The organism is Lentzea cavernae (assembly GCF_014653695.1).
In the GTDB taxonomy this organism is placed as follows: Bacteria; Actinomycetota; Actinomycetes; order Mycobacteriales; family Pseudonocardiaceae; genus Lentzea; species Lentzea cavernae.
Map to the genome: position 1 here is coordinate 16118 of NZ_BNAR01000031.1, position 24081 is coordinate 40198.

Consider the following 24081-nt stretch of genomic DNA (forward strand, 5'->3'; position numbering starts at 1 on the left):
TCCTGCAAGCCCGTTCGACTATCGCGAACGAGGCTTGCAGGACAGCGCCTAGCCGAGGTCCCAGCTGACGAAGGCGCCGTCGTCGATCGACCCGCCCGCCTTGCGGTAGGTGGCCTGCGCCGCCGTGTCACCCGCGGCGGTGCCGGTCCACATCGCGTAGCAACCCCGTTCCACGGCAAGGGTCTTCAGCGCTTCCACCAGTGCCGTGCCGATGCCGCGGCGCAGGAAGGAGTCGTCCACGCCCAGCTCGTAGAGGAACATCTCGGTGCCCTTGTCCGGGTGCGTGGTCTCCACCCCGGAGACGAACCCGGCCGGCTGGTCGCCGACGTACGCGATCAGCAGGTGGCTGTGGTCCTGCGCCAGGAACCGCGTCGTCGGGTCCGGCCGCGGCGGCGCGTCGAACAGGTGCGCGGCGGCGAACACGTCGTCGGCGGAGGCGGCGCGGCGGATCTTCATACCGCCAGGCTAGGTCAACTGCGCGGTGCGGGCCCGAAGGCGCGTCAGCGGTCCTCGACGACGGCGGGCAGCTTCCCGTTCTTGACGAGACCGACGAGCGCCGCGTGGTCCGCCTCGGTCTGGTCGGCGTAGTCGAACGCGTACTTGGCGAACGCCTCGTCCAGGTCGTTGCCACCGCCGTTCTGGAAGTACCCGGCGAGCAGGCGCGGGTCCAGCGAACGGGTGTGCGCGCGGGCCAGCAGCGCGCCGGCGAAGCGGCCGTAGTCGTCGAGGTCGTCGCGCTTGAGCGTGGTCGCGTCGATCTCGCCCTTGCGGTTGCGGAACTGCCGCACGATGAAGTGCCGGCCCTCGATCGTCGTCCAGCCCAGCAGGATGTCCGTCTCCGCCTGCACGAGCCGGGCGCCGTGCACGATCCGCTTGCCCTCGTGCTTGGCGGGCTCGACGTCGAGGAACGGCTGCAGCGCGGACGGCCTGGCCTCCTTGGCCTGCAAGACGAGGGCTTCGGAGCCGTTGCCGTGCAACAGGATCAGGTAGTTGCGCAGTCCGACGCTGCCGGTGCCGACGACGCGGAACGCCACGTCCGACACGCCGTAGCGCATGATCAGGTTGGTCCGCGACTCGCGCAGGGTGTCCACGTAGGACGGCAGCGAGGCGATCACGGCCGCGGCGGTCGGGGGAGTGGCCTCGGTGAAGGTCGGCGGGTTCGTGATGAACCGCCACTTCTCGCCGTCGTGCGCGGTCCACTTCGCGGCGAACTTCGCGCTCGTGTTCTTGCGCGACTTCTCGGCGGCCTTGGAGAAGTCGTTGATCAGGTCGTCGGCCTTGACCTTCGACAGCGTCGACTCGTCGCCCAGCGCGGTCCACGAGTCCATGAACGGGATCTCCGCGAGGTGCTTGATCGTGCCCCGGTAGGCGCTCACGGCGTCCTCGGCCGCGTCGCGGCAGCCCTTGTCCGACACGCCACCGACCCGGCCCGCCAGCACCAGGGACGCGACCAGCCTCTTGAGGTCCCACTCCCACGGGCCGGGCAGCGTCTCGTCGAAGTCGTTGATGTCCATGACGATCTGGCCCTCGGGCGTGCCGTAGAGGCCGAAGTTCGCCGCGTGTGCATCACCGCACAACTGAGCGTGAAGTCCCGTCGAGCACCCGGCGGCGAGATCACCCGCCTGCAGCCCGGCGGCGCCGCGGAAGAACGCGAACGGGTTCTCGAGCATCCGCCCGACCCGCAACGGGATCAGGTTCTCGATCCGGCCCTCGTTGCTGGCACGCACGAACTCCAGCACGGACGGGCGCTTCGGGGCGAGCGACATGGGCCGGTGCGCCTTGAAGTCCACTGAGGACCGCAACGCACGGCCCCTGGCGTAGACCTCTTCCGGCTCGACCCATCTGCCCAAAGCGGCGGCGGCCCGCGCACGCACCCGTTCACCCATGCAGGTCATGATGCATGCGGCGGACGGGCAAAGTGGCCCGTCCGCCGCATTTGTGACCTAGCCAGGCGTGGAAATAGTCCTAAACAGGACGAACGACCTCGGCGATCGCCCGGACGCCCAGATCGATCTCGTCGCGCGTGATCACCAACGGCGGCGCGACGCGCAACGTCGACGCGTGCGTCTCCTTGCACAGCACCCCGCGGGTCGCGAGGGCCTCGGACGCGGCACGGCCGACCGGGCCGCCCGGCGCGATCTCGACACCGGCCCACAGCCCGCGCCCGCGCACCTCGGCCACCCCGTGCCCGACGAGCTTGTTCAGTTCCGCGTGCAGGTACGCGCCCTGCCGGCGCGAGCGCTCCTGGAACTCACCGGTCGCCAGCAGCCGCACGACCGCGCGGCCGACCGCGCAGGCCAGCGGGTTGCCGCCGAACGTCGACCCGTGCTCACCCGGCTTCAGCACGCCCAGCACCGCGCGCGACCCGACCACGGCGGAGACCGGCAGGATGCCGCCGCCCAGGGCCTTGCCGAGCGTGTAGAGGTCCGCGCGCACGCCCTCGTGGTCCAGCGCGAACAGCTCGCCGGTGCGGCCTAGCCCGGACTGGATCTCGTCGGCGATCATCAGCACGTCGTGCTCGTCGCACAGGCGGCGGATCCCGGCCAGGTACCCGGCGGGCGGCACGACGACGCCGGCCTCGCCCTGGATCGGCTCCAGCAGCACGGCGGCGGTGCGCGGCGAGATCGCGGACTCGATCTCGTCCAGGGCGCCGTACTTGACGACCTTGAAACCGGGCGTGAACGGCCCGAAGTCGTTGCGCGCCGTCTCGTCGGTCGAGAACGACACGATCGTCGTGGTGCGGCCGTGGAAGTTCGACCCGGCGACGATGATCTCGGCGGTGCCCTCCGGCACCTTCTTGACCTGGTACGCCCACTTGCGCGCGACCTTGATCGCGGACTCGACGGCCTCGGCGCCGGAGTTCATCGCGAGCACCATCTCGGTGCCGGTCAGGGCCGCGAGCTCGCGGCAGAACAGGCCGAACTGGTCGTGGTGGAACGCGCGGCTGGTCAGCGTGACGCGGCCGAGCTGCTCGACGGCGGCGGCCACCAGGGCGGGGTGGCGGTGCCCGAAGTTCAGCGACGAGTAGCCGGACAGGAAGTCCAGGTAGCGGCGTCCTTCGACGTCGGTGACCCACGAGCCCTCGCCGTGCGAGATCACCACCGGGAGCGGGTGGTAGTTGTGCGTGCTCCATTCTTCGTCCATGGCGACGTAGTCAGCGCTAGCCAAATTCATGGTCTCCGAGGTCGAGTGCGCAGCGATGGCGGTCATCCTCCAAGGCTAGGGGCCGGAACATGCGATTTCATCCGTCAAGCATTGCGCACTGCCTCAGTTCGTTGCGTAGATTCACCAATCAGTGGTGATGTCTTGCACAACAGGCGGACTGGGCGGTGAATCGCTACGGTCTGATGATGGCGAAGAAGTCGGTTCGTGATGCCCTGCGTCTCGATGAGGTGGACCTCTCCACCCTCGACCCGGCCGGTCGGCCGATCGGCCCCAGGAACAAGAAGGAGGCGGCCGAGGACCTGGTCGCCACCGGTGAGGAGCTGGACGGCCTGCAGGAAGCGCTGTACGCGGAGAATTCTCGCGCGGTGCTGCTCGTGCTGCAGGGCATGGACACCTCGGGCAAGGGCGGCGTGGTCAGCCACGTCATGGGCCTGGTGAACCCGCAGGGCGTGCGCATCGCGTCGTTCAAGAAACCGACCGCCGCCGAGCTCCGCCACCACTACCTCTGGCGCATCCGCAAGGTCCTGCCCGAGAAGGGCCGTATCGGCGCGTTCGACCGCTCCCACTACGAGGACGTGCTCGTGCCGAAGGTCGAGCGCCTGATCAACGCCGCGGAGCTCCGCACGCGGTACAAGGAGATCAACGAGTTCGAGCGGGAGCTCGCGGACTCCGGCGTCACGCTGATCAAGTGCTTCCTGCACATCTCGCCGGAGGTCCAGAAGGAACGGCTGCTCGCGCGCCTGGACGACCCGAGGAAGAACTGGAAGTACAACCCCGCGGACATCGACGTCCGGTCGAAGTGGTCGAAGTACCAGGACGCCTACACGCAGGCGTTGAAGAACTGCCGGGACACGCCCTGGTACGGCATCCCGTCGGACCGCAAGTGGTACCGGAACTGGGCGATCAGCCAGTTGTTGCTGGAGACGCTGCGCGAGATGGACCCGAAGTTCCCGCCGCCCGCCTACGACCTCGAGGCCGAGAAGGCCCGGTTGGTCAACAACGACCCGTTGCGCTAGACGCAATCTTGATTGCACCTATTGCCTGGCCGTAGTGGTCTGGGCCAGTGTGGGTCGCGCCGCCGCCGAAAAGCTTATCCCGGAGGTGCGGACGTGGGTGTGGACCGGCGACGATTTCTCGGAGCCATGGGCGTAGGAGCTGGACTGCTGATGACCGGAGGGACCGCTGAGGCGGCTGCCGCCACCCGGAGAGTGTTCTTCGGCGCCTACACGACGTGGAGCGGGGGAGCCAAGGGCATCGGCATCGGCACCTACGACACCGCGACCGGGCAGCTCAGGACCACCGGCACGATCACGGGCGTGGTCAACCCGTCCTTCGTGATCGAGTCACGGGACGGCAGGTTCCTCTACGCCGTCAACGAGAACACCAAGGGCGAGGTCACCGCGATCGACGCGGCCACGCTGAAGGTGATCAACAAGCAGCCGACCGGTGGTGCCGACCCGTGCCACCTGACGCTCGACCCGTCCGGCAAGCACCTGATCACGGCCGACTACTCGTCCGGCTCGCTCAGCGTCTTCCCGGTCAACGCGGACGGCAGCCTCGGCGCCCGCACGCAGAAGGTGCAGCACAAGGGCACGGGTCCGGACCCGGAGCGCCAAGAGGGCCCGCACGCGCACCACGTCGTGTTCGACCCGGCCGGCAAGTACGCGGCGGCAGTCGACCTCGGCGCGGACTCGGTGTTCTTCTACTCGTTCACCGGCGGGAAGCTGACGCAGGTCTCGCAGGCCAAGGTCAAGCCGGGCGCCGGGCCGCGCCACATCGCGTTCCACCCGAACGGCAGGACGGCCTACGTCGCGAACGAGCTGGACTCGACCATCGTGTCCTGCGCCTACGCCGACGGGAAGCTCACGCCGGGTCAGGTGCTGCCGACCGCGCCGTCCGGGGGCGTGAAGAACTACCCGGCCGAGGTGCTGGTCTCGGGTGACGGCAAGCACGTCTACCTGTCGAACCGCGGGCACGACAGCATCGCGCACTTCGCGGTCGACGGCACGGGGCTGACGCTCGTCGGCACGACGCCGGTCGGCGGCAAGTACCCGAGGCACATCACGTTCGACCCGTCCGGGGCGTTGCTGTTCGCCGCCAACCAGAACTCGAACAACGTCACGTCGTTCACGGTGGACAAGGCGACCGGGAAGCTGACCCCGTCCGGCACGGCGCTGCAGACCGCCATCCCGGTCTGCGTGCTGCCCACCCGACTGGGTTAACGCCCTTCAGCGCGACCGTCCACAGTGGTACTCCGGCTACATGGGAATCATGGCCGGAGTACTCGCACTCGCCTTGCTGGCGCCCGCACCGATCGCCCCGGAGTACGTCGCACTCGGCGACTCCTACGCGTCCGGGGCGGGCGCCGGTTCCTATGTGGACGGCTCGTGCCGCCGCAGCGCGAACGCCCATCCCGCCCTGCGCGGCCGGGAGTTCGCGTCGTTCAAGTTCGTGGCCTGCAGCGGGGCGACCACGAAGTCGCTCAGGCCGCAGCTCAGGGCGCTGACACCCGCCACGACGCTGGTCACGATCACCATCGGCGGCAACGACCTCGGGTTCGCCGACGTGCTGACGACCTGCACCCTCAACGGTGACGCGGCCTGCTCGAAACGGGTCGCCACGGCCGTCGGCTTCGTCCACGGGCAGTTGCCCGGCCGGCTCGACACCACCTACGCCGCGATCAGGACGGCGTCGCCGGCGCTCAACGACGCCGCCGACCAGCTCTCCGACGAGATCGCGAAGGCCGCCGGACGCGCCGGTGCGCGGTACGTCGACGTGAGGGAAGCGTTTGCGGACCACGGCGTGTGCGCTGAGCAGCCCTGGATCACCGGGCTGACCAGCCCGACCGCAGACTCCTACCACCCGAACGCGGCAGGTCAGGCCGCCTACTTCGCGGCACTGGGCTCCTGACCGCCGGTATCCCGCTCGGCTCAGGGGCACTTCCCGTGTGATCATGCGCCGGTGAATGTGGCAGGGAGTCTTCTCAGGGAGGTCACGGCCACCCGGTACGTCACCCCGTTCCGCGAGGGCGGGTCGATGCCGGGGCTGGTCGAGGCCGACGACCTGGGTATGTACGTGGTCAAGTTCCGGGGCGCCGGACAGGGCGTCAAGGTGCTGGTCGCCGAGATCGTCGTGGGCGAGCTCGCGCGCAGGCTGGGCTTCCGGATACCCGAGATCGTCCTGGTGCACCTCGACCCCGAGCTGGCGCGCGCCGAACCCGACCAGGAGGTCCAGGAGCTGCTGCGGGCCAGCGGCGGCCTCAACCTCGGGCTCGACTACCTGCCCGGCTCGTTCGACTTCAACCCGGTCGTGCGCGATCCCGGAGCCGAGCTCGCGTCGAGGCTGCTGTGGTTCGACGCGCTGGTGCTCAACGTGGACCGCAGCTGGCGCAACCCGAACATGCTGCTGTGGCACCGCGAACCGTGGCTCATCGACCACGGCGCCGCGCTGTACTTCCACTACTCGTGGAGTGAGGATCGCCCGGCTACCAAGGACTACCGCTACGACGCCTCGGACCACGCGATGCTGCCCAACGCGGCCTCGGTGTCCGAAGTGGACGCGGAGATGGCGGGCAGGGTCACACCGGAGCTGCTGGACGAGGTGCTCGCGCTCGTCCCCGACGAGTGGCTCGAAGGCGATCCGGCTGAACTTCGCCAGCGCTACAAGGACTTCTTCACCTACCGCCTCGCGAACCGCGGCTGGGTCGACTCGCTGGAGGCCGCGCGTGCCGCACGTGTTTGAGTACGCGCTGCTGCGGGCCGTGCCGCGGCAGGAGCGTGGTGAGTTCATGAACGTCGGCGTGATCGTCTACTGCGCGCCGTTGGACTTCCTGTGCGCCAAGACCCATGTGGACGGTGACCGGCTGCGGGTGCTGGACCCGCACCTCGACGTCGAGGTGCTCGAGAGCAGTCTCGAGCACCTCGCGAACTCGTGCGACGGCGCTCCGGCGGCCGGCCCGGTCAGCGGCACGACCGTCGGGCAGCGCTTCCGCTGGCTGACGGCGCCGCGCAGCACGATCGTGCAGACGTCCCCCGCTCACACGGGCTGGACCGACGACCCGTCCGCCGAGGTCACCAGGCTTTTCGAGGCGTTGGTGCTGCCACCCCGGTAGGTTTCCTCGCAACCTAAGGGGACGAACGGCGTCCCTAGTTGCAAAGCGAAACTTGAAGCGATCGGGGTTGGCGACACATGAGCGCTGGGTATCACCACGGCTACCAGCAGCCGCGGCGTCCCATGCCGCCGCAGCGGCCGATGAAGAAGAAGAGGCGTCCGGGACGCGTCATTCTGGTGCTGCTGCTCGTCCTGGTCCTGGGAGCCGTCGGATTCGGGTTCTACGTCGACTCGACGCTGACCCGGATCAACGCGCTGCCGGACTACGAGGGCCGTCCCGCCGAGACGCCGGGCACCACGTGGCTGCTCGTCGGATCGGACGCGCGGGAAGGCCTGACGCAGGAGCAGAAGGACGCGCTCGCCACCGGTGACGCCGCCGGACGGCGGACCGACACCATCATGATGCTGCACCTGCCGGACAACAGCGCGGCCAAGCCGGTGCTGGTGTCGATCCCGCGTGACTCCTACGTCGCGATCCCGGAGAACGGGCGCAACAAGGTCAACGCGGCGTACGCGTTCGGCGGGCCGCAGATGCTCGTGCAGACCGTCGAGGGCGCCACCGGCGTGCGGATCGACCACTACATGGAGATCGGCTTCGGCGGGTTCTCCGACATGGTCGACGCGGTCGGCGGTGTCGACCTCTGCCTCGACCAGCCCATCAAGGACCCGCTGGCCGGCATCGACCTGCCCGCGGGCTGCCAGGAGCTCGACGGGCCGCAGGCTCTCGGGTTCGTGCGGACCCGCGCGTTCGCGACGGCCGACCTGCAGCGCGTGCAGAACCAGCGCCAGTTCCTGTCGGCGCTGTTCGCGAAGGTCAAGAGCCCGGCCACGCTCGCGAACCCGTTCCGCGTCATCCCCCTGATGAACGCGGCGTCCGGAGCGGTGTCGGTCAACGACGACGACCACGTGTGGCACCTGGCGAGCGTCGCGCTCAACATGAGCGAGGCGACGAGCGGGACGGTGCCGGTGGGCGGCACGCCGACGGTGCCCGGTGCGGGCTCGGTCGTGCAGTGGAACAAGGAGAAGGCGTCACAGCTGTTCGACCTGATCAGCAAGGACCAGCCGGTGCCCGCCGAGCTGATCGCCCCTCCGAAGTAGTTCTCAGGACTTGACCGGCTCGGGCGTGGGCTCCGAGCTCGTCAAACCGGCCTCCTGCGTGATGCCTTCGAGCTCGCGCAGGAGGTCGTCGTAAATAGGTGTCGTGGACATGGCTGTGGGTCCCCCTCGTACGGATCTTCCCCCGTTCAGGTGACGGGAGCTTACGCCTCTTTACCCAGCCGTTCGGCCACATATGCCCCCTCGGCGCTAAATGTTGGCTAAAGCCATCTTGTGACCAGGCGTTATGTGGGTTCTCCACATGTTGACCCCGTCACAACACGCCTACCGTTCTCGGCATGTCGAGTGTCACGGGTCACACCGCGCTGATCACCGGAGCCGCGAGCGGCATAGGCCTGGCCTGCGCCCGCGCGCTGGCCGAGGAGGGCGCCGAGGTCCACCTGGTCGACCTCGACCCGAAAGTCCACTCCCTCGCCGAAGAACTCGGCGGCGTCGGCCACGTCCTCGACCTCACCGGTCCTGTCGACGCGTTGCCCGCCGAGATCGACGTCCTCGTCAACAACGCCGGCGTGCAGCACGTCGCGCCCATCCACGAGTTCCCCGTCGAGCGCTTCTCGACGATGCTGGAACTGATGGTCGGGGCCGCGTTCCGCCTCACCCGGCACGTGCTGCCGCACATGTACGAGCGCGGCTGGGGCCGGCTCGTCCACATCACCAGCGTGCACGGCGTCCGCGCCTCCGCGTTCAAGTCCGCCTACACCGCCGCGAAGCACGGCCTGGAGGGGTTCTCCAAGGTCGCCGCGCTGGAAGGCGCTCCGCACGGCGTGACCTCCAACTGCGTGGCGCCCGGGTACGTCCGGACCCCGTTGGTGGAGAAGCAGATCGCGGACCAGGCGAAGGTGCACGGGATCCCCGAGTCGGAAGTGCCCGAGCGGATCTTCCTCCAACGCAGCGCGGTCAAACGGATGATGGAGCCTTCCGAGGTGGCCTCCGCGGTGCTGTGGTTGTGCGACAACAGTTTTGTCACCGGTACGTCGTTGGCCGTCGATGGCGGCTGGTCAGCTCAATGAGGAGTTGTCGATGATCAAAAAAGTGGTAGGCGCTTCGCTCATCGGAACAACTGTCGAGTGGTACGACTTCTTCCTCTACGGCTCGGCAGCCGCTCTGGTGTTCAACAAGCTGTTCTTCCCGACGGCGGACCCGTTGAACGGCACGCTGCTCGCGTTCACCACCTACGCGATCGGCTTCCTCGCCCGTCCGCTCGGCGGTGTGGTCTTCGGCCACTTCGGCGATCGCCTGGGGCGCAAGAAGTTGCTGGTGCTGTCGTTGCTGCTGATGGGTGGCGCGACGATGCTGATGGGCGTGCTGCCGACCTACGCGTCGGTGGGCGTCCTGGCGCCCATCCTGCTGACGTTCCTGCGGCTGGTGCAGGGCTTCGCGCTCGGCGGCGAGTGGGGCGGGGCTGTGCTGATCGTCTCCGAGCACGGTGACGCGAAACGGCGGGGGTTCTGGGCGTCGTGGCCGCAGGCCGGTGTGCCGTGCGGGAACCTGCTGGCGACGGGTGTCCTGGCGATCCTGGCGGCCGTGCAGTCGGACGAGGACTTCCTCGCGTGGGGCTGGCGCATCCCGTTCCTGCTCTCCGGTGTGCTCGTCGTGATCGGGCTGTGGATCCGGCTGACGGTGTCCGAGTCGCCGATCTTCCTGGCGGCGCAGGAGAAGCGCGCGAAGGAGCCCGTGCAGGAGAAGGCGCCCGTGCTCGAGCTGCTCAAGCACAACTGGCGCGAGGTGCTGATCGCGATGGGCGCCCGGTTCGCCGAGAACGTGTCGTACTACGTGATCACGGCGTTCATCCTCGTCTACGTGGTGACCGGGCTCGGGCTCTCGAAGTCGGTGGGGCTCAACGCGGTGCTCATCGCCTCGGCCGTGCACCTCGTCACGATCCCGGTGTGGGGTCATCTGTCCGACAAGTTCGGGCGGCGGTCCATCTACCTCGTCGGCGCCGTCGGCATGGGCGTCTGGATCTTCGCGTTCTTCGCGTTGCTCGACACGAAGGACCCGGTGCTGATCACGCTGGCGACGACGATCGGGCTGGTGCTGCACGGCGCGATGTACGGGCCGCAGGCGGCGTTCTTCTCGGAGCTGTTCGGGACGCGGGTGAGGTACTCGGGCGCGTCGGTCGGCTACCAGCTGGCGTCCATCGCGGCGGGCGCGCTGGCCCCGCTGATCGCGACGGCGTTGCTCAAGGCGTACGGGGCCTCGCTGCCCATCTCGATCTACGTGGTGATCACGTGCGTGATCACGGTGGTCGCGATCGTGCTGGCGAAGGAGACCCGTGGTGCGGATCTGGAGGATCGTGACAGGGTTGGGGTGTGACACGACGGCGTGAGGCCGAACTGGCGGCGTTGTTCGAGACCGCGTCCGAGCTCGCGGGCATGCGCGAGCTGGACGCGGTTCTCCGCTCGATCGTGCGCAGAGCGCGGACGCTGCTCGGGACGGACGTCTCGTACCTGTCGATGAACGACCCGGCCGGCACCTACATGAGGGTGACGGACGGGTCGTTCTCGCCGTTGTTCCAGAAGGTCCGGCTGGGACTGGGCGAAGGTCTCGGCGGACTGGTCGCGCAGACCGCCCGCCCGTACGCCACCCCCGACTACTTCGCGGACGCCCGGTTCAACCACACGAGGCCGATCGACTCCGCGGTGCGGGACGAGGGCCTGGCGGCGATCCTGGGCGTGCCGCTCAAGCTCGACTCGAAGGTCATCGGCGTGCTGTACGCGGCCGACCGCACCTCGCGGGAGTTCCCGCCCGAGGAGGTCGCGCTGCTGCAGTCGCTGGCCGACCACGCGGCCATCGCGATCGACACGGCGTCGTTGTTCGCGACGATCCAGTCGCACAACGAGGCCATGAAACGGGCCGAGGAGGCGCACGACAGGCTCACGGACCTGGTGCTGCGCGGCGGATCCTCGGCCGAGGTCGCCGCGGCGGTGGGGGAGTTGCTCGGCGGGCCGGTCGACGTGTTCGACGTCGTGCCTCCTGCCGCGGTGCGGGCCAACGGGCGGGCCGTGCGGCTCGGTGACGTCTGGGTGTGCGCGGTGCTGGCGGGCTCGGAGCTGCTGGGCGGGATCGCGTTGTCCGGGCGTCCCGACCTGACCGACGCGGACGTGCGGGTGTTCGAGCGGTCGGCGGCGGTGACGGCGTTGCTGTTGCTGCTGCGCCGGACCGTGGCCGAGGCGGAGAACAAGGTCCGCGGCGAGCTGATCACCGACATCCTGGACGGGCGCGACGCCGCCGGGCTGCTCGCGCGGGCGCGCCGGGTCGGGGTCGAGCTCACCGATCCGCACGTGGTGCTGGTGGCGGACGGCAACCTCTCCGGCGCGACGCACTACGCGTCAGTCCACAGAGGACTGGCCGGGTCGCGCGGCCGGGACGTCGTGCTGGCGTTGCCCTCGGTGTCCACGCACGTCGCACGTGAGGTGGCCAAGGCCCTGGACGCGACGGTCGGTGCGTGCGGGCCGGTCACGGGACCGGCGGCGATCGCGACGGCCTACGAGGAGGCGCGGCGGTGCCTGACGGCGTTGCGGCAGCTGGGCCGGGACAAGGACGCCGCGACGATGGACGACCTCGGGTTCGTCGGCGTGCTGCTGGGAGATCGGGCGAACGTCTCCGGCTACGTGCGGTCGGTGCTCGGGCCGGTGCTCGACTACGACACCGAGCGCGGCACGGACCTGGTGCACACGCTGGAGGTCTACTTCCGCTGCGGCGCGAACCTCAGCCGTGCCAAGGCGGAGCTGCACCTCCACGTCAACACGGTCACGCAACGACTCGACCGGGTCACGTCGCTGCTCGGCGACTGGCAGTCGCCGGACCGCGTGCTGGAGGTGCAGCTCGCCCTGCGCCTACTTCGCCTGCAGGGCTGAGTCCGGCACGGCGTCGCCGGCGGCCGCGTCGGAGTTGCCGAACGGCTTGGCGATCACCATGTACACCAGGCCGATGCCGACCACGAGCACACCGGACAGGATGACGATGTAGTTGTCGTACCAGGGCGCGTCCGGGGTCCTGGGCCACACCATGTTCACCATCGCCGCCACGCCGTACGCGAGCGCCAGCACGTTGACGACCAGGCCCCACCGGCCGAGCGTGAACTCACCCGAGGGCGTCCAGCCCTTGAGCCTCGCCCGCAGCGCCGCGAACACGACCATCTGGAAGCCCAGGTAGATGCCGAGCGTCGCGAACGAGACGATCTTGTCCAGCGCGTTCGTGGACAGCATCGACGCGATCACGATGACCGCCGGGACGACACCGGCGAGCGCCAGCGCGTACGGCGGGATGTGGCGCTTCTTGTTGAACTTCGCCAGCGCCCTGTGCCCGAACACCATCTTGTCGCGCGCGTAGGAGTACGTCAGCCGGGAAGCCGCCGCCTGCAACGACATCGTGCAGGACAGGAACGAGATCAGCACGACCGCGATCACGATCTTGTAGCCGACCGGGCCGAACGCGGTGGTGAGGACGTTGGTGACCGGGTCGGCGTCCTCGCCGCTGATGACCTTGCCGAAGTCCGGCACCGCCAGCAGCAGCGACAGGCACGCGAACGTGGCCGCCGCGCCGCCGATGTAGATGGTGCGGCGCATGGCCTTCGGGATGACGCGGCCGGGATCCTTGACCTCCTCCGCGGTGTCCCCGCACGCCTCGAAGCCGTAGTACTGGTACAGGCCGATGATGCCCGCCGCGAAGAACGCCGGCAGGTAGCTGCCGGAGCCCTCCGCGCCGAAGCTGTCGAACAGCACGCCCAGGCCGTGCACGCGGTTGTCGACGAGCAGCCAGATGCCGACCACCAGCGCACCGATGATCTCCGCGGCGAACCCGAAGATCGCGGCCCACGACAGCACCTTGGTGCCGGCGTAGTTGATCAGGGTCGAGACCACGATGATCGCGATCGCGCACAGCACGGTGTTGCCGACGTTGGCCGTGTAGCCGAGCAGCGTCGCCAGGTAGGGGCCGGCGCCGTAACTGACGGACGCGATGGTGACCAGCAGGGCGATCATGTAGACCCAGCCGGTCATCCACGCCCAGCGCTTGCCCCACAACCGGCGTGCCCAGGGGTACACGCCGCCCGCGACCGGGTACTGCGCCACGAGCTCGCCGAAGATCAGCGCGACCAGGAACTGGCCGACGCCCGCGACGACGAAGCTCCAGATCATCGGCGGGCCGCCCAGGGCGAGGGCGACGCCGAACAACGTGTACGTGCTGACCACGGGGGAGAGGTAGGTGAAGCCCAGCGAGAAGTTCGCCCAGGGGCTCATGTCCCGCTTGAACTCCGAGGTGTACCCCAGGTCCTTGAGGCGGTCCTCTGCGGTCGCCGTCATCCTCAGGCCCCCTTGATCAGGTCGGCGGCGCGTTCTCCGATCATGAGCACCGTGACCATCGGGTTCACGGTGGGCATGGTGGGGAACACGGACGCGTCGACGACGCGGAGGCCTTCGAGTCCGATGACCTTGAGATCACCGTCCACAACGGACCCGATGGCGCACGTGCCGGCCGGGTGGTAGACGGTGTGGGCCGCCTTGCGGCCGTACTCGGAGAGCGCCTCGTCGCTGGTGACGTCCGGACCAGGCGCGATCTCCCGCTTGAGCCACGACTTCAGCGGCTCCTGCTCGGCGATCTCGCGCGCGATCCGGAAACCGTCGACCAGAGTCTGCTCGTCGTAGCCGTCGGGGTCGGTGAAGTACCCGAAGTCGAGCGCGGGCTTCTCGGCGGGATCGCTGGACTTCAGCCACAGCCTGCCCTTGCTGTGCGGCCTGGGGATGTTCGGCGTCATGCAGACCCCGTGCTCCACCTTCGGGTAGCCGAGGCGTTCCGTGTTGGTGGTGAACGGGATCTGGTAGAAGTGGAACATCAGGTCCGGCCGCGGGTCGGAGGAGTCGCGCCGGACGAACAGACCGGCGTCGGAGTCCATCACCGAGTTCTCCGGCAACGGTTTCGTGGTCTCCCAGACGATGACCGACTCCGGGTGGTCGAGCAGGTTCTCGCCGACACCCGGCAGGTCGTGCTTCGGTTCGATGCCGATGCTGCTCAGGTGCTCGGCGTCGCCGACGCCCGAGAGCATCAGCAGCCGGGGCGTGTCGATCGCGCCCGCGCAGAGCAGGACCTCCTTGTTCGCCTCGACGTAGCCCTTGTCGGTGTGCACGCCGATCGCGCGGTCGCCGTCGAACTCGATCCTGCTCGTCCACGTGTTGAGGAGCAGCGTCAGGTTCTTGCGCTCCAAGATCGGGTGCACGTAGGCCGTGGACGCCGACGAACGCTGGTTGTTCTTCTCCGGGTGGTAGGCGATGGAGAAGAAGCCGACGCCGTCCTGGAAGGGGGCCGCGTTGAAGTCGTCGATCTCCGGGACGCCGACGGCCTCCTTGGCGGAGACCACGAAGTCCTCGGCGATCGGGTTCCGGTCCTTGTCCACCACCGGGATGATGTTGAGCTGGACCTTGTCGTAGTACGGGCCGACCGCGTCCCACGTCCAGCCGTGGCCCCAGCCGTCGAGGTCCTGCGGCAGCGGCTGGAAGCAGATCAGCGTGTTGTGGCTGGAACACCCGCCGAGCACCTTGGCCCGGCTGTGCCGGATGTGCGAGTTGCCGCGCGGCTGCTCGACCGTCGGGTAGTCGTAGTCGTACTCGGTCTCGAGCAGGTTGATCCAGTTGCGCAGGTTCAGGATCTTCTCGTCACCGACGTCGGACGGACCGCCCTCGACGACCGCGACCGTGACGGAGGGGTCCTCGGTCAGCCGGGCGGCGAGCACGCACCCCGCCGTGCCGCCGCCGACGATCACGTAGTCGTACGCGGTCACTTCGAGTCCCTTCGCGCGAACCAGTTCTGGGCTTGTGGCTTGAGGTTCTGGTACACGTGCTTGGGTTCGGTGTACTCGTGCAGCCCGGCGGTGCCGAGTTCGCGGCCGACGCCGGAGCGCTTGAACCCGCCCCACTCGGCCTGCGGCAGGTACGGGCCGAACTCGTTGACCCAGACCGTGCCGTGGCGGAGCTTCTTCGCGACGCGCTGCGCCTTCTCGAGGTCCTGGCTCCAGACGCCGCCCGCGAGGCCGTACTCGGTGTCGTTGCCGAGCCTGATCGCCTCGTCCTCGGTCTCGAACCGCTCGGCGGTGATGATCGGGCCGAACGTCTCGTCCTGCACGAGCCTCATGTCCCTGGTGCAGTCCGCGTAGACGGTGGGGCGGAAGAAGAACCCGTTCTGCAACTCGGGTTCGTCGGGACGCTTGCCACCGGCCTTGAGGGTCGCGCCCTCCTGCCTCGCGATCTCGACGTAGCTCTCGACCTTCGCGCGGTGCTCGGCGCTCACCAGCGGTCCGGACTCGGTGTCCTCGTCGAACCCGTTGCCCAGCTTGATGAGATCGGCCCGGCGCGCGACCTCGTCCACGAAGTCGGCGTAGACGCTGGAGTGCACGATGAGCCGCGTGCCCGACGAGCAGACCTGGCCGGCGTGGAAGAACGCGGCGGTGAGCGCGTAGTCGACGGCGACGTCGATGTCGGCGTCCGCGAAGACGATGTTCGGGTTCTTGCCGCCGAGTTCGAGGGCGACCTTCTTCACGGTCTTCGCCGCCGACGCCATGATCCGCTGACCGGTCGCGAGGCTGCCGGTGAACGAGATCAGGTCGACGTCGGGGTGCTCGGACAGCGGCGCGCCGACCTCGGGGCCCGTGCCGAGAACCAGGTTCGCGACGCCGTCGGGCAGTCCGGCCTCCGTGAGGAGCTCGAACAGCCTGATCGTCGTGAGCGGGGTGATCTCACTGGGCTTGGCCACCAGCGTGTTGCCCGCGAGCAGGGCCGGCGCGACCTTCCAGGACATCTGCAGCAGCGGGTAGTTCCACGGCGCGATCAGGCCGCAGACGCCGACGGGCTCGTAGTCGACGCGGCTGATGACGTCCTCGGGGACGCCCTGGACGATCTTCGGGTGCAGCAGACCGGCGAGGTTGCCGTAGTAGCGGAACACGGCGGCGACGTCGTCCACGTCGATGCGGCTCTCGACCAGGGTCTTGCCGGTGTCGAGCGTCTCGGTGCGGGCGATGTCCTCCTTGTCGCGCTCCAGGAGGTCGGCCACGTGGTTCAGCACGGCGGCGCGGTGCTCGGGACTGGCGTGCGGCCAGTCGCCGTGGTCGAAGGCGTTCCTGGCCTTCCCGATCGCGGCGATCGCCTGTTCGCGGGTTTGGTCCTCGATCTCGGTGAGAACACTCTGGTCGAACGGATTGATGATCTGCCGCACCGGCGACACGGGGGCCTCCCTGTTCGTCTGTCCACGAAGGACATCGGGGTGTAGCCGGTCGCCGGTGGCGGTAAACCGTGACGACCGTCTCCTACTTCAGGTTCCTGCGGAGCCTGGTGAAAAGCCGTGCGTTGCTCATGGCCACGATGCCCACGACGTCGTCCGGGTTCTCATCGTCTCGATAGGTCGCCACGAACTTCCTGTCCTCGATGGACCCATCTTCGACGCGAACGTCACGCGTCGCTCGTCCGATGAACTGAATTCGCACGCCGTACTGGTCGGACCAGACGTATCCGCCGCCGGTGTGCGTCGCGACGGTCTCGCCCGCGAGCAGGTTGCGGGTGGCGACCTGTGCCTGTTCGGTCGCCGACGTCCAGTGCTCGGCGCGGTGCCCGGCGCAGTTCGCGACGTCGCCGACCGCGACGATGTTCCTCACATTCGTCACGCCTCCCGCGTCGCACAGGACGCCGTTGTCGAGACGGACCGGCCCGCCGGCGAGCCAGTCCGTCGCCGGACGCGTGCCGATGCCCGCGACGACGACGTCGGCGTTGACTTGACGGCCGTCAGCGAGGTTGATCCCGCCGTCGACGTTGACTGAATCAACATTGATTCCTGTGATCAACGTTGATCCGTGGTCGCCGTGCAGATGTCCACATGCTGCACCCATCTCGGCGCCGAGGACGCGTGTGAGAGGCGTGGGGAGTGCCTCGACGACGGTGACGTCCTTGCCCAGAGCGCGCGCACTGGACGCGATCTCGGCACCGATGAACCCGGCGCCGATGACCCCGACGTGCTGCGCGGCCCCGAACGCCTCGCGGAGCTTGATCGCGTCGTCCAGCGTGCGCAGGACGTGCGTGCCGGGGATCGTGCGCGGCAGGCCGCCGGTCGCGATGACGATGCCGTCGGCCTCGACGACCGAGTCGTCGCTGAGCGAGATCTCCCGGGTGGAGAGCAGTCCGGTCGCCCGCACGCCGAGGCGCCACTGCGCGTCGAGCGCGTCGATGTCCTCCTGGTCCGCGAGCGGCACCGCCTCGACCTTGCCGAGGAGGAAGTCCTTCGAGAGAGGAGGCCGGTCATAGGGCAGGTGGATCTCGTCGCCGATGACGACGAGCCGCCCGTCGAACCCTTGCTGGCGCAGTGCCTGCGCCGACCTCAGACCGGCCAGTGATGCACCGATGATCGCGATCGTCCTCACGCCACGTCCTCGTTCACTTCGACATCGACATAGACCTCTCCATCATTCACAAGAACGGGATAGGTCCTCACGGCTCTTTTGGCGGGCAGACAAGTCGGCTCGCCGGTGCGAAGGTCGAAGGCGGCGGCGTGCAGCGGGCACTCGACGAAGCACCCCTCCAGCCAGCCCTCGCTCAGCGAGGCGTCCTGGTGGGTGCAGGTGTCGTCGATGGCGTAGACGACGCCATCGGCGTTGAAGACGGCTATCGGGGCGTGAGGGCCGACGATGCGAACCGCCTCCCCTGGGGGCAGGTCCATGAGAGCGCAGGCGCGGATCATCGTCGGCCTCCGTTGCGTGACGCGACACACGTTCCGAATGACGCAACACAATGTCCGGCTCGGAAGACCCGCCGTCAAGAGTCCAGCAGGTTGTTTTGCCTGTCGATTACTGTTGCGCGATGGGCAACTCCGACTCGGCAGCTCAGGTGCAGTCCGTCGACAGAGCCATCAGCGTGCTGGAACTGCTTGCCCAAGGCGAGGCCGGTATCACCGAAATCGCTGGTGAGCTGGGTGTGCACAAGTCCACGGTGTCGAGACTCGTCTCGGTGTTGGAGGCGCGCGGCCTGGTGGAGCAGCTCGGCGAGAGGGGCAAGTACGCCATCGGTTTCGGCGTGGTGAGGCTGGCCGGCGCCGCCACCGGCCGCATGGACCTCACCAAACTCGGCCAGCCCGTCTGCCAGACCCTCGCGGACTCCTTCGGCGAGACCGTCAACATCGCCGTCCACGACGCCGGCGTCGCCATCAACATCACCCAGGCCCGCGGCTCCGCGGCCGTCTCCGCCGTGAACTGGATCGGCCAGCGCACCCCGTTGCACGCCACCTCGTCCGGCAAGGTCCTGCTGGCCTACCTGCCCGCGGACGAGCGGGCGCGGCTCGTCTCGTTGCCGCTCGACTCCTACACCGAGAAGACCGTGGTGGACGGCGCCCAGCTGCTGACCGAGCTGGACGCGGTGGCCTCGCAGGGGTTCGCCGCGTGCTTCGAGGAACTGGAGCTGGGGCTGCACGCCGTCGCCGTCCCGGTGCGCGGGCACCGGGGCGAGGTGGTCGCGGCGATGAGCGCCTCCGGGCCGTCGTACCGGTTGTCGCGGCAGCGGGTCGAGGAGATCGTGCCGGCGATGTCGACGGCGGCCGCGGACCTCTCCGCGCAGCTCGGCTACTTCGCGGGCTGACGGCGGGAGATCGGCCGACGGGGAGTCCGGGACACCGGGCTCCCCGTTCTCGTCGGGGCCGAACCTCCCGCTTCGCCCGGTTCGTCCCGCCGTCGAGCCCCGGTCGCGCGAACGGCGGTCTTGACACCCGGGGTGCGTCGGCCGCAGCTTGTTGCTGATAGCGGAACGAGTTCTGCGACTCGCAACTGCGGCGAAGGGGTGTCCTGATGCCTGGTGAAGTGCCTCGCGTGGTGCTCGTGGGAGCGGGGATCGTCGGATGCGCGCTGGCCGACGAGCTCACCGACAAGGGCTTCACCGACGTCACGGTCCTCGACCAGGCCTCCGGTCTCGCGGTCGGCGGGTCCAGCGGCCACGCGCCCGGCCTGGTCTTCCAGACCAACTCGTGCCGCAGCATGACGCAGTTCGCGCGCTACACCGTCGAGAAGTACACGGCCCTGGGCTGCTTCGACCAGATCGGCGGCCTGGAGATCGCCACCAGCCCCGAACGGCTCGCCGACCTGTCCCGCAGGCAGGGCTGGGCCACGTCGTGGGGCGTGGAGAGCCGGTTGGTCGACGCGGACGAGGTCGCGCGGCTGCACCCGTTGCTGGACCGGGACAGGCTGCTCGGCGGGTTCCTGATCCCGTCCGACGGCCTGGCCAAGCCGGTGAAGGCCTCCGAGGTCCAGGCCCAGCGCGCGATCGGGCGGGGCGCGCGGTTTGCTTTCGGGCAGAAGGTCGTCGCGGTCGAGACGAGCGGCGACCGCGTCACCGGGGTGCGCACCGAGACCGACGTCTTCCCGGCCGACGTCGTCGTGTCGTGCGCCGGGATGTGGGGACCGGTGCTGGGCGAGATGGTCGGCCTGACCGTGCCGCTCGTGCCGATGGCGCACCAGTACGTGTTCACCGGCGACCTGAACGCCGACGCGGAAGCCTTGGCGCGCCAGCCGATCCTGCGGCACCAGGAAGCCGACCTGTACTTCCGCTCGCACGGTCAGGCGATCGGCATCGGCGCGTACGGGCACAAGCCCATGCCGATCTCCGCGCACGACATCACCGGCTCGGAGCTGCCGTTCACCGAGGAGGACTTCGAGGCGTCGTGGGAGTCGGCCGTCGAGCTGATCCCGGCGCTGGCGGAGGCCGGGGTCGACCGCGGGTTCAACGGGCTGTTCTCGTTCACCAGCGACGGGATGCCGTTGCTGGGCGAGCACCCCGGGCTGAAGGGCTTCTGGGTGGCGGAGGCGGTGTGGATCACGCACTCCGCCGGCGTGGCGCGGTCGATGGCCGAGTGGATCGTGGACGGGCAGCCGGAGCTGGACCTGCACTCGAGCGACCTCAACCGGTTCGAGCAGGTGCAGCTCGCGCCCGACTACGTGCTGGAACGCAGCTGCCAGAACTTCGTCGAGGTCTACGACCTGCTGCACCCGTTGCAGCCCATGGAGAGCCCGCGGCCGATCCGCACCAGCCCCTTCCACAGCAGGCAGCAGGAGCTCGGCGCGTTCTTCCTGGAGGCGTCCGGCTGGGAGCGGCCGCACTGGTACGAGGCCAACGCCGGCCTGCCCGAGGTCGCCGAGGTGCCCGCCCGCGACGAGTGGGCGAGCCGCTACTGGTCACCGATCTGCGGGGCCGAGGCGCTGGTGACGCGCAAGCGGGTCGCGCTGTTCGACATGACACCGTTGAAGCGGCTGGAGGTAAGCGGTCCGGGAGCGCTGGAGTTCTTGCAGCGCATGACGACGAACAACCTCAACCGCAAGCCCGGCGCGGTCGTCTACACGCTGCTGCTCGACGAGCAGGGCGGTGTGCGCAGCGACCTCACGATCGCGCGCCTCGGCGCCACCACGTTCCAGGTCGGCGCGAACGGCAACCTCGACCTCGACTGGCTCACCCGGCACGCGCCCGACGACGTGTTCATCAAGGACATCACCGCCGGAACGTGCTGCATCGGCCTGTGGGGGCCGCTGGCGCGCGATCTGATCAACGACGTCCCGCACACCCTCGACACGCGGAAGGGCTACTTCACCGCGCAGAAGGCGTTCGTCAAGAACGTCCCGGTGACGGCGCTGCGACTGTCCTATGTGGGCGAACTCGGCTGGGAGCTCTACACCACCGCCGATCTCGGCCCGAAGCTGTGGGACACGCTGTGGGAGGCCGGGCAGCGGCACGGCGTCATCGCGGCGGGGCGTGGCGCGTTCTCCAGCCTGCGCCTGGAGAAGGGCTACCGGTCGTGGGGCACGGACGTGACGACCGAGCACGACCCGTTCGAGGCGGGGCTGGGGTTCGCGGTGCGGCAGGACAAGGAGTTCCTGGGCAAGGGGTCGCTGCACAACCTGACCTCGACCAAGAAGCTCACCTGTCTCACGATCGACGACCCGCACAGCGTCGTGCTCGGCAGTGAACCCGTGTTCCACCAAGGCGAACCGGTCGGGTACGTGACGAGCGCGGCCTACGGGTACACGACAGGGCTGAACATCGCCTACGCCTGGCTGCCCAGCGAGATCGACGACGAGGTGGAGATCGAGTACTTCGGCCGGCGCGTCACCGCCCGGCCGGCACCGGAACCGTTGTTCGACCCCGAGATGAAGCGACTCCGGGCGTGACCTACGACGTCATCGTGATCGGCCTCGGTGGCATGGGTAGTGCCGCCGCGTACCGGCTCGCCCAGCGCGGCCAACGGGTCCTGGGCCTGGAGAAGTTCTCGCCCGTGCACGCGCGGGGATCGAGCCACGGCGGGTCGCGCATCACGCGGCAGGCCTACTTCGAAGACCCCGCCTACGTGCCGTTGCTGCTCAGGGCCCACGAGATGTGGGACCAGATCGAGCGCGACAGCGGCGAGCGGATCTTCCACCGCGTCGGCGGGATCATCGTCGGCGGGCCCGAGTCCGAGGCGATCAGGGGCAGCAGGGCCAGCGCCGAGCAGTGGGGCATCAGGCACGAGATGCTGGACGCGGGGGAGATCCGCGCCCGCTTCCCCCGGCTGAACCCGGTGCCGGACGAGATCGCGTTGTACGAGGAGGGCGCCGGGCTCGTCGTGCCGGAGTCGGCCGTGCGGGCCCACCTCGCGCTCGCCGAGCGGGCAGGCGCCGAACTGCGCTTCGAAGAACCGGTCACGCACTGGGAACCCGGCAGGGTCACCACGACCCGCGGCACCTACGAGGCCGGGCACGTCGTCGTGTGCCCGGGCCCGTGGGCACCGGAACTGTTGGGGCACCTGGGAATCCCGTTTGAGATCGAACGGGCGGTGCAGTTCTACTTCACACCGCGCGAGGACTTCCGCGACCACCCGATCTACATCTGGGACCGTGCGGACGGCACGAAGTTCTACGGCTTCCCCGAACTCGACGGCGCCGTGAAGGTCGCGTTCCACCACGGCGGCCAGATCTGCACGCCCGAGACCATCGACCGCACCGTCCACGGCCACGAGGTCGAGGCGATGGCGAACGCCACCAGGTCACCGATGCCCGGCGTCGCCGGACCGTTCCAGCGCGCCGCGACCTGCCTGTACACCAACACCGCGGACCGGCACTTCGTCCTGGCCCGCGAGCACGGCGTGACCGTCGCGTGCGGCTTCTCGGGGCACGGCTTCAAGTTCGTGCCCGTCGTCGGCGAGATCCTGGCCGACCTCACGATCGACGGGGCCACGCGGCACCCGATCGCCCTGTTCGACCCTGCTCGCTTGAGAGGCGGAGCATGACCGGCAGCCTGATCTCCACCCTTGAGGGCCGCTACTACACCGACCCCGCGATCTTCGCGCGGGAGCAGGCGAACATCTTCGAGGAGATGTGGTTCTGCGCGGTCCGCGCGGGCGACCTCCCGAACGCCGGTGACTTCCGCACCGTGCAGGTCGGACGGGAGAGCGTGCTCATCGCGCGGGACCGGCGCGGGGCGCTCAACGCGTTCCTGAACGTGTGCCGGCATCGGGGCGCGCGCATCTGCGTCGACGAGGCCGGAAGCGTCAAACGGGCGTTCCAGTGCCCTTACCACGCCTGGACGTACGCGTTGGACGGCAACCTGATCGCCGCACCCAATCTCACCTCAATGCCGGACGTCGATCGCGTTGAGTACGGACTGAAAAAGGTGCATCTGCGCGAATGGCTCGGCTACGTGTGGGTGAACCTCGCCGAGAATCCTCCGAGCTTCGAGGACGACGTGCTGAGCGCCGTCACCGAACGTTTGGGAACGCTCGACGCCATCGACGGCTACGAGATCGACCAGTTGTCCGTGGGCAGGCGGATCGTCTACGACGTCAAGGCGAACTGGAAGCTCATCATCGAGAACTTCATGGAGTGCTACCACTGCGCGACCATCCATCCCGAGCTCACCGAGGTGCTGCCCGAGTTCGCCGACGGCTACGCGGCGCAGTACTACGTCGGGCACGGCGCCGAGTTCGGTGACGACGTCAAGGGCTTCACCGTCGACGGCGGCGAGGGTTTCGGGAAACTGTCCGCGCTGGAAGAGGAACGCGACAGGAAGTACTACGCGATCACCGTCAAACCGCAGGTGTTCATCAACCTCGTGCCGGACCACGTGATCGTCCACCGGATGTACCCGCTGGCCGCGGACCGGACGGTCGTCGAGTGCGATTGGCTCTACGCCAAGGAAGTCGTCGACACCGGCCGTGACGTCTCTCGCTCGGTCGAGCTGTTCCACCGGGTGAACGAACAGGATTTCGAAGCCTGCGAGCGATGTCAGCCCGCCATGGCCTCCCGCGCCTACGCGCAGGGCGGGGTGCTGGTGCCCTCGGAGCACCACATCGGCGGATTCCACGCCTGGCTGGTCCACAAACTGGAATCAACCGACTAGGGGATCGACTGCTCACCCGTGCACGCGAAAGCTTGCACGGGTGATGGAGCAGCCCGACCTCTTGCTCCCCGAAAGGGAGCCCGACCTCCTCCGCCGCATCCGGCTCCTGGCCGAGCGCGCGGAGCGGACGGCGCACGACAGGTCCAACTTCGTGGGACCGCCGCCGTCGCAGCAGCACCTCGACATCCTCGCGGAGATCAAGAAGCTGACGGACGAGATGACCGCGACGGTGTCCGGACACGCGAGACGGGCCGAGGCTCTGCCCCGGCCCGCCAGACCCGCGGACGATCTGATCCCGAACGGGTAGAGG

General features: G+C 68.7%; 22 protein-coding genes. 14 read left to right on the forward strand and 8 right to left on the reverse strand.

Going from position 1 to position 24081, the window contains the following annotated elements; translation table 11 throughout:
* Positions 1–48 precede the first annotated feature (48 nt).
* The 3 genes from IE307_RS45830 to rocD form a co-directional block, all read right to left on the reverse strand.
* Positions 49–456 carry a GNAT family N-acetyltransferase gene (locus IE307_RS45830; RefSeq protein WP_191305798.1) on the reverse strand — a complete coding sequence of 136 codons (408 nt, stop codon included), beginning with the start codon at positions 454–456 and terminating at the stop codon, positions 49–51.
* 44 nt (positions 457–500) lie between these two features.
* The gene (locus tag IE307_RS45835) at positions 501–1886 is read right to left on the reverse strand and encodes a DUF2252 domain-containing protein (RefSeq protein WP_191305799.1); all 1386 of its coding nucleotides are present in this window, start codon (positions 1884–1886) and stop codon (positions 501–503) included.
* 79 nt (positions 1887–1965) lie between these two features.
* On the reverse strand, positions 1966–3174 hold the full coding sequence (gene rocD, locus IE307_RS45840; RefSeq protein WP_191305835.1) for an ornithine--oxo-acid transaminase: 1209 nt from the start codon (positions 3172–3174) through the stop codon (positions 1966–1968).
* A 176-nt stretch (positions 3175–3350) separates the two neighbouring features.
* Here rocD and IE307_RS45845 point away from each other — a divergent pair, with 176 nt between their 5' ends.
* The 9 genes from IE307_RS45845 to IE307_RS45885 all read left to right on the forward strand — a co-directional run bounded on the left by IE307_RS45845 (position 3351) and on the right by IE307_RS45885 (position 12248).
* Complete coding sequence (locus tag IE307_RS45845; protein ID WP_191305800.1) at positions 3351–4181, forward strand: PPK2 family polyphosphate kinase; 831 nt, start codon at positions 3351–3353, stop codon at positions 4179–4181.
* Between the two features lie 150 nt (positions 4182–4331).
* Positions 4332–5387 (forward strand): lactonase family protein, encoded by a 1056-nt coding sequence (locus IE307_RS45850; protein ID WP_229905689.1) that lies wholly within the window; start codon positions 4332–4334, stop codon positions 5385–5387.
* Positions 5388–5436: 49 nt separating this feature from the next.
* Entirely contained in the window at positions 5437–6075 is a 639-nt protein-coding gene (locus tag IE307_RS45855) for an SGNH/GDSL hydrolase family protein (protein ID WP_229905690.1), read from the forward strand.
* Between the two features lie 51 nt (positions 6076–6126).
* Positions 6127–6906, forward strand: coding sequence for a HipA family kinase (locus IE307_RS45860; protein WP_191305803.1), 780 nt, complete (start codon positions 6127–6129; stop codon positions 6904–6906).
* Entirely contained in the window at positions 6890–7276 is a 387-nt protein-coding gene (locus IE307_RS45865) for a DUF3037 domain-containing protein (RefSeq protein WP_191305804.1), read from the forward strand. Before IE307_RS45860 ends, IE307_RS45865 begins: the two co-directional genes overlap by 17 nt.
* Positions 7277–7353: 77 nt before the next feature.
* Complete coding sequence (locus IE307_RS45870; RefSeq protein ID WP_191305805.1) at positions 7354–8373, forward strand: LCP family protein; 1020 nt, start codon at positions 7354–7356, stop codon at positions 8371–8373.
* 296 nt (positions 8374–8669) lie between these two features.
* A complete protein-coding gene (locus tag IE307_RS45875; RefSeq protein ID WP_191305806.1) occupies positions 8670–9401 on the forward strand; it encodes an SDR family oxidoreductase in 732 nt (243 codons plus the stop codon).
* A 10-nt stretch (positions 9402–9411) separates the two neighbouring features.
* Positions 9412–10704 carry an MFS transporter gene (locus tag IE307_RS45880; RefSeq protein WP_229905691.1) on the forward strand — a complete coding sequence of 431 codons (1293 nt, stop codon included), beginning with the start codon at positions 9412–9414 and terminating at the stop codon, positions 10702–10704.
* Entirely contained in the window at positions 10701–12248 is a 1548-nt protein-coding gene (locus IE307_RS45885; RefSeq protein WP_229905692.1) for a helix-turn-helix domain-containing protein, read from the forward strand. Before IE307_RS45880 ends, IE307_RS45885 begins: the two co-directional genes overlap by 4 nt.
* Here the strand turns inward: IE307_RS45885 and IE307_RS45890 are convergent.
* The 5 genes from IE307_RS45890 to IE307_RS45910 form a co-directional block, all read right to left on the reverse strand.
* Positions 12228–13694, reverse strand: a complete 1467-nt coding sequence (locus IE307_RS45890; protein WP_191305808.1) for an APC family permease — start codon at positions 13692–13694, stop codon at positions 12228–12230. The genes IE307_RS45885 and IE307_RS45890 overlap by 21 nt on opposite strands.
* Before the next feature lie 2 nt (positions 13695–13696).
* On the reverse strand, positions 13697–15166 hold the full coding sequence (locus IE307_RS45895) for a GMC family oxidoreductase (protein WP_229905693.1): 1470 nt from the start codon (positions 15164–15166) through the stop codon (positions 13697–13699).
* Positions 15163–16602 (reverse strand): aldehyde dehydrogenase family protein, encoded by a 1440-nt coding sequence (locus IE307_RS45900; protein ID WP_191305809.1) that lies wholly within the window; start codon positions 16600–16602, stop codon positions 15163–15165. Before IE307_RS45900 ends, IE307_RS45895 begins: the two co-directional genes overlap by 4 nt.
* An 82-nt stretch (positions 16603–16684) precedes the next feature.
* Positions 16685–17788 carry an NAD(P)/FAD-dependent oxidoreductase gene (locus IE307_RS45905; RefSeq protein ID WP_191305810.1) on the reverse strand — a complete coding sequence of 368 codons (1104 nt, stop codon included), beginning with the start codon at positions 17786–17788 and terminating at the stop codon, positions 16685–16687.
* Entirely contained in the window at positions 17785–18105 is a 321-nt protein-coding gene (locus IE307_RS45910) for a bifunctional 3-phenylpropionate/cinnamic acid dioxygenase ferredoxin subunit (protein ID WP_191305811.1), read from the reverse strand. Before IE307_RS45910 ends, IE307_RS45905 begins: the two co-directional genes overlap by 4 nt.
* Before the next feature lie 119 nt (positions 18106–18224).
* Between IE307_RS45910 and IE307_RS45915 the strand changes: the two genes are divergently transcribed.
* The 5 genes from IE307_RS45915 to IE307_RS45935 all read left to right on the forward strand — a co-directional run bounded on the left by IE307_RS45915 (position 18225) and on the right by IE307_RS45935 (position 24078).
* Positions 18225–18995, forward strand: coding sequence for an IclR family transcriptional regulator (locus IE307_RS45915; protein ID WP_191305812.1), 771 nt, complete (start codon positions 18225–18227; stop codon positions 18993–18995).
* 206 nt (positions 18996–19201) lie between these two features.
* Complete coding sequence (locus tag IE307_RS45920; RefSeq protein WP_191305813.1) at positions 19202–21568, forward strand: GcvT family protein; 2367 nt, start codon at positions 19202–19204, stop codon at positions 21566–21568.
* Complete coding sequence (gene solA / locus IE307_RS45925) at positions 21565–22662, forward strand: N-methyl-L-tryptophan oxidase (RefSeq protein WP_268250499.1); 1098 nt, start codon at positions 21565–21567, stop codon at positions 22660–22662. Before IE307_RS45920 ends, solA begins: the two co-directional genes overlap by 4 nt.
* Positions 22659–23771, forward strand: coding sequence for an aromatic ring-hydroxylating oxygenase subunit alpha (locus IE307_RS45930; protein ID WP_191305814.1), 1113 nt, complete (start codon positions 22659–22661; stop codon positions 23769–23771). The genes solA and IE307_RS45930 overlap by 4 nt, the downstream gene beginning before the upstream one ends.
* Positions 23772–23814: 43 nt before the next feature.
* Positions 23815–24078 carry a hypothetical protein gene (locus tag IE307_RS45935; protein ID WP_229905694.1) on the forward strand — a complete coding sequence of 88 codons (264 nt, stop codon included), beginning with the start codon at positions 23815–23817 and terminating at the stop codon, positions 24076–24078.
* The last annotated feature ends 3 nt before the right edge of the window (positions 24079–24081 follow it).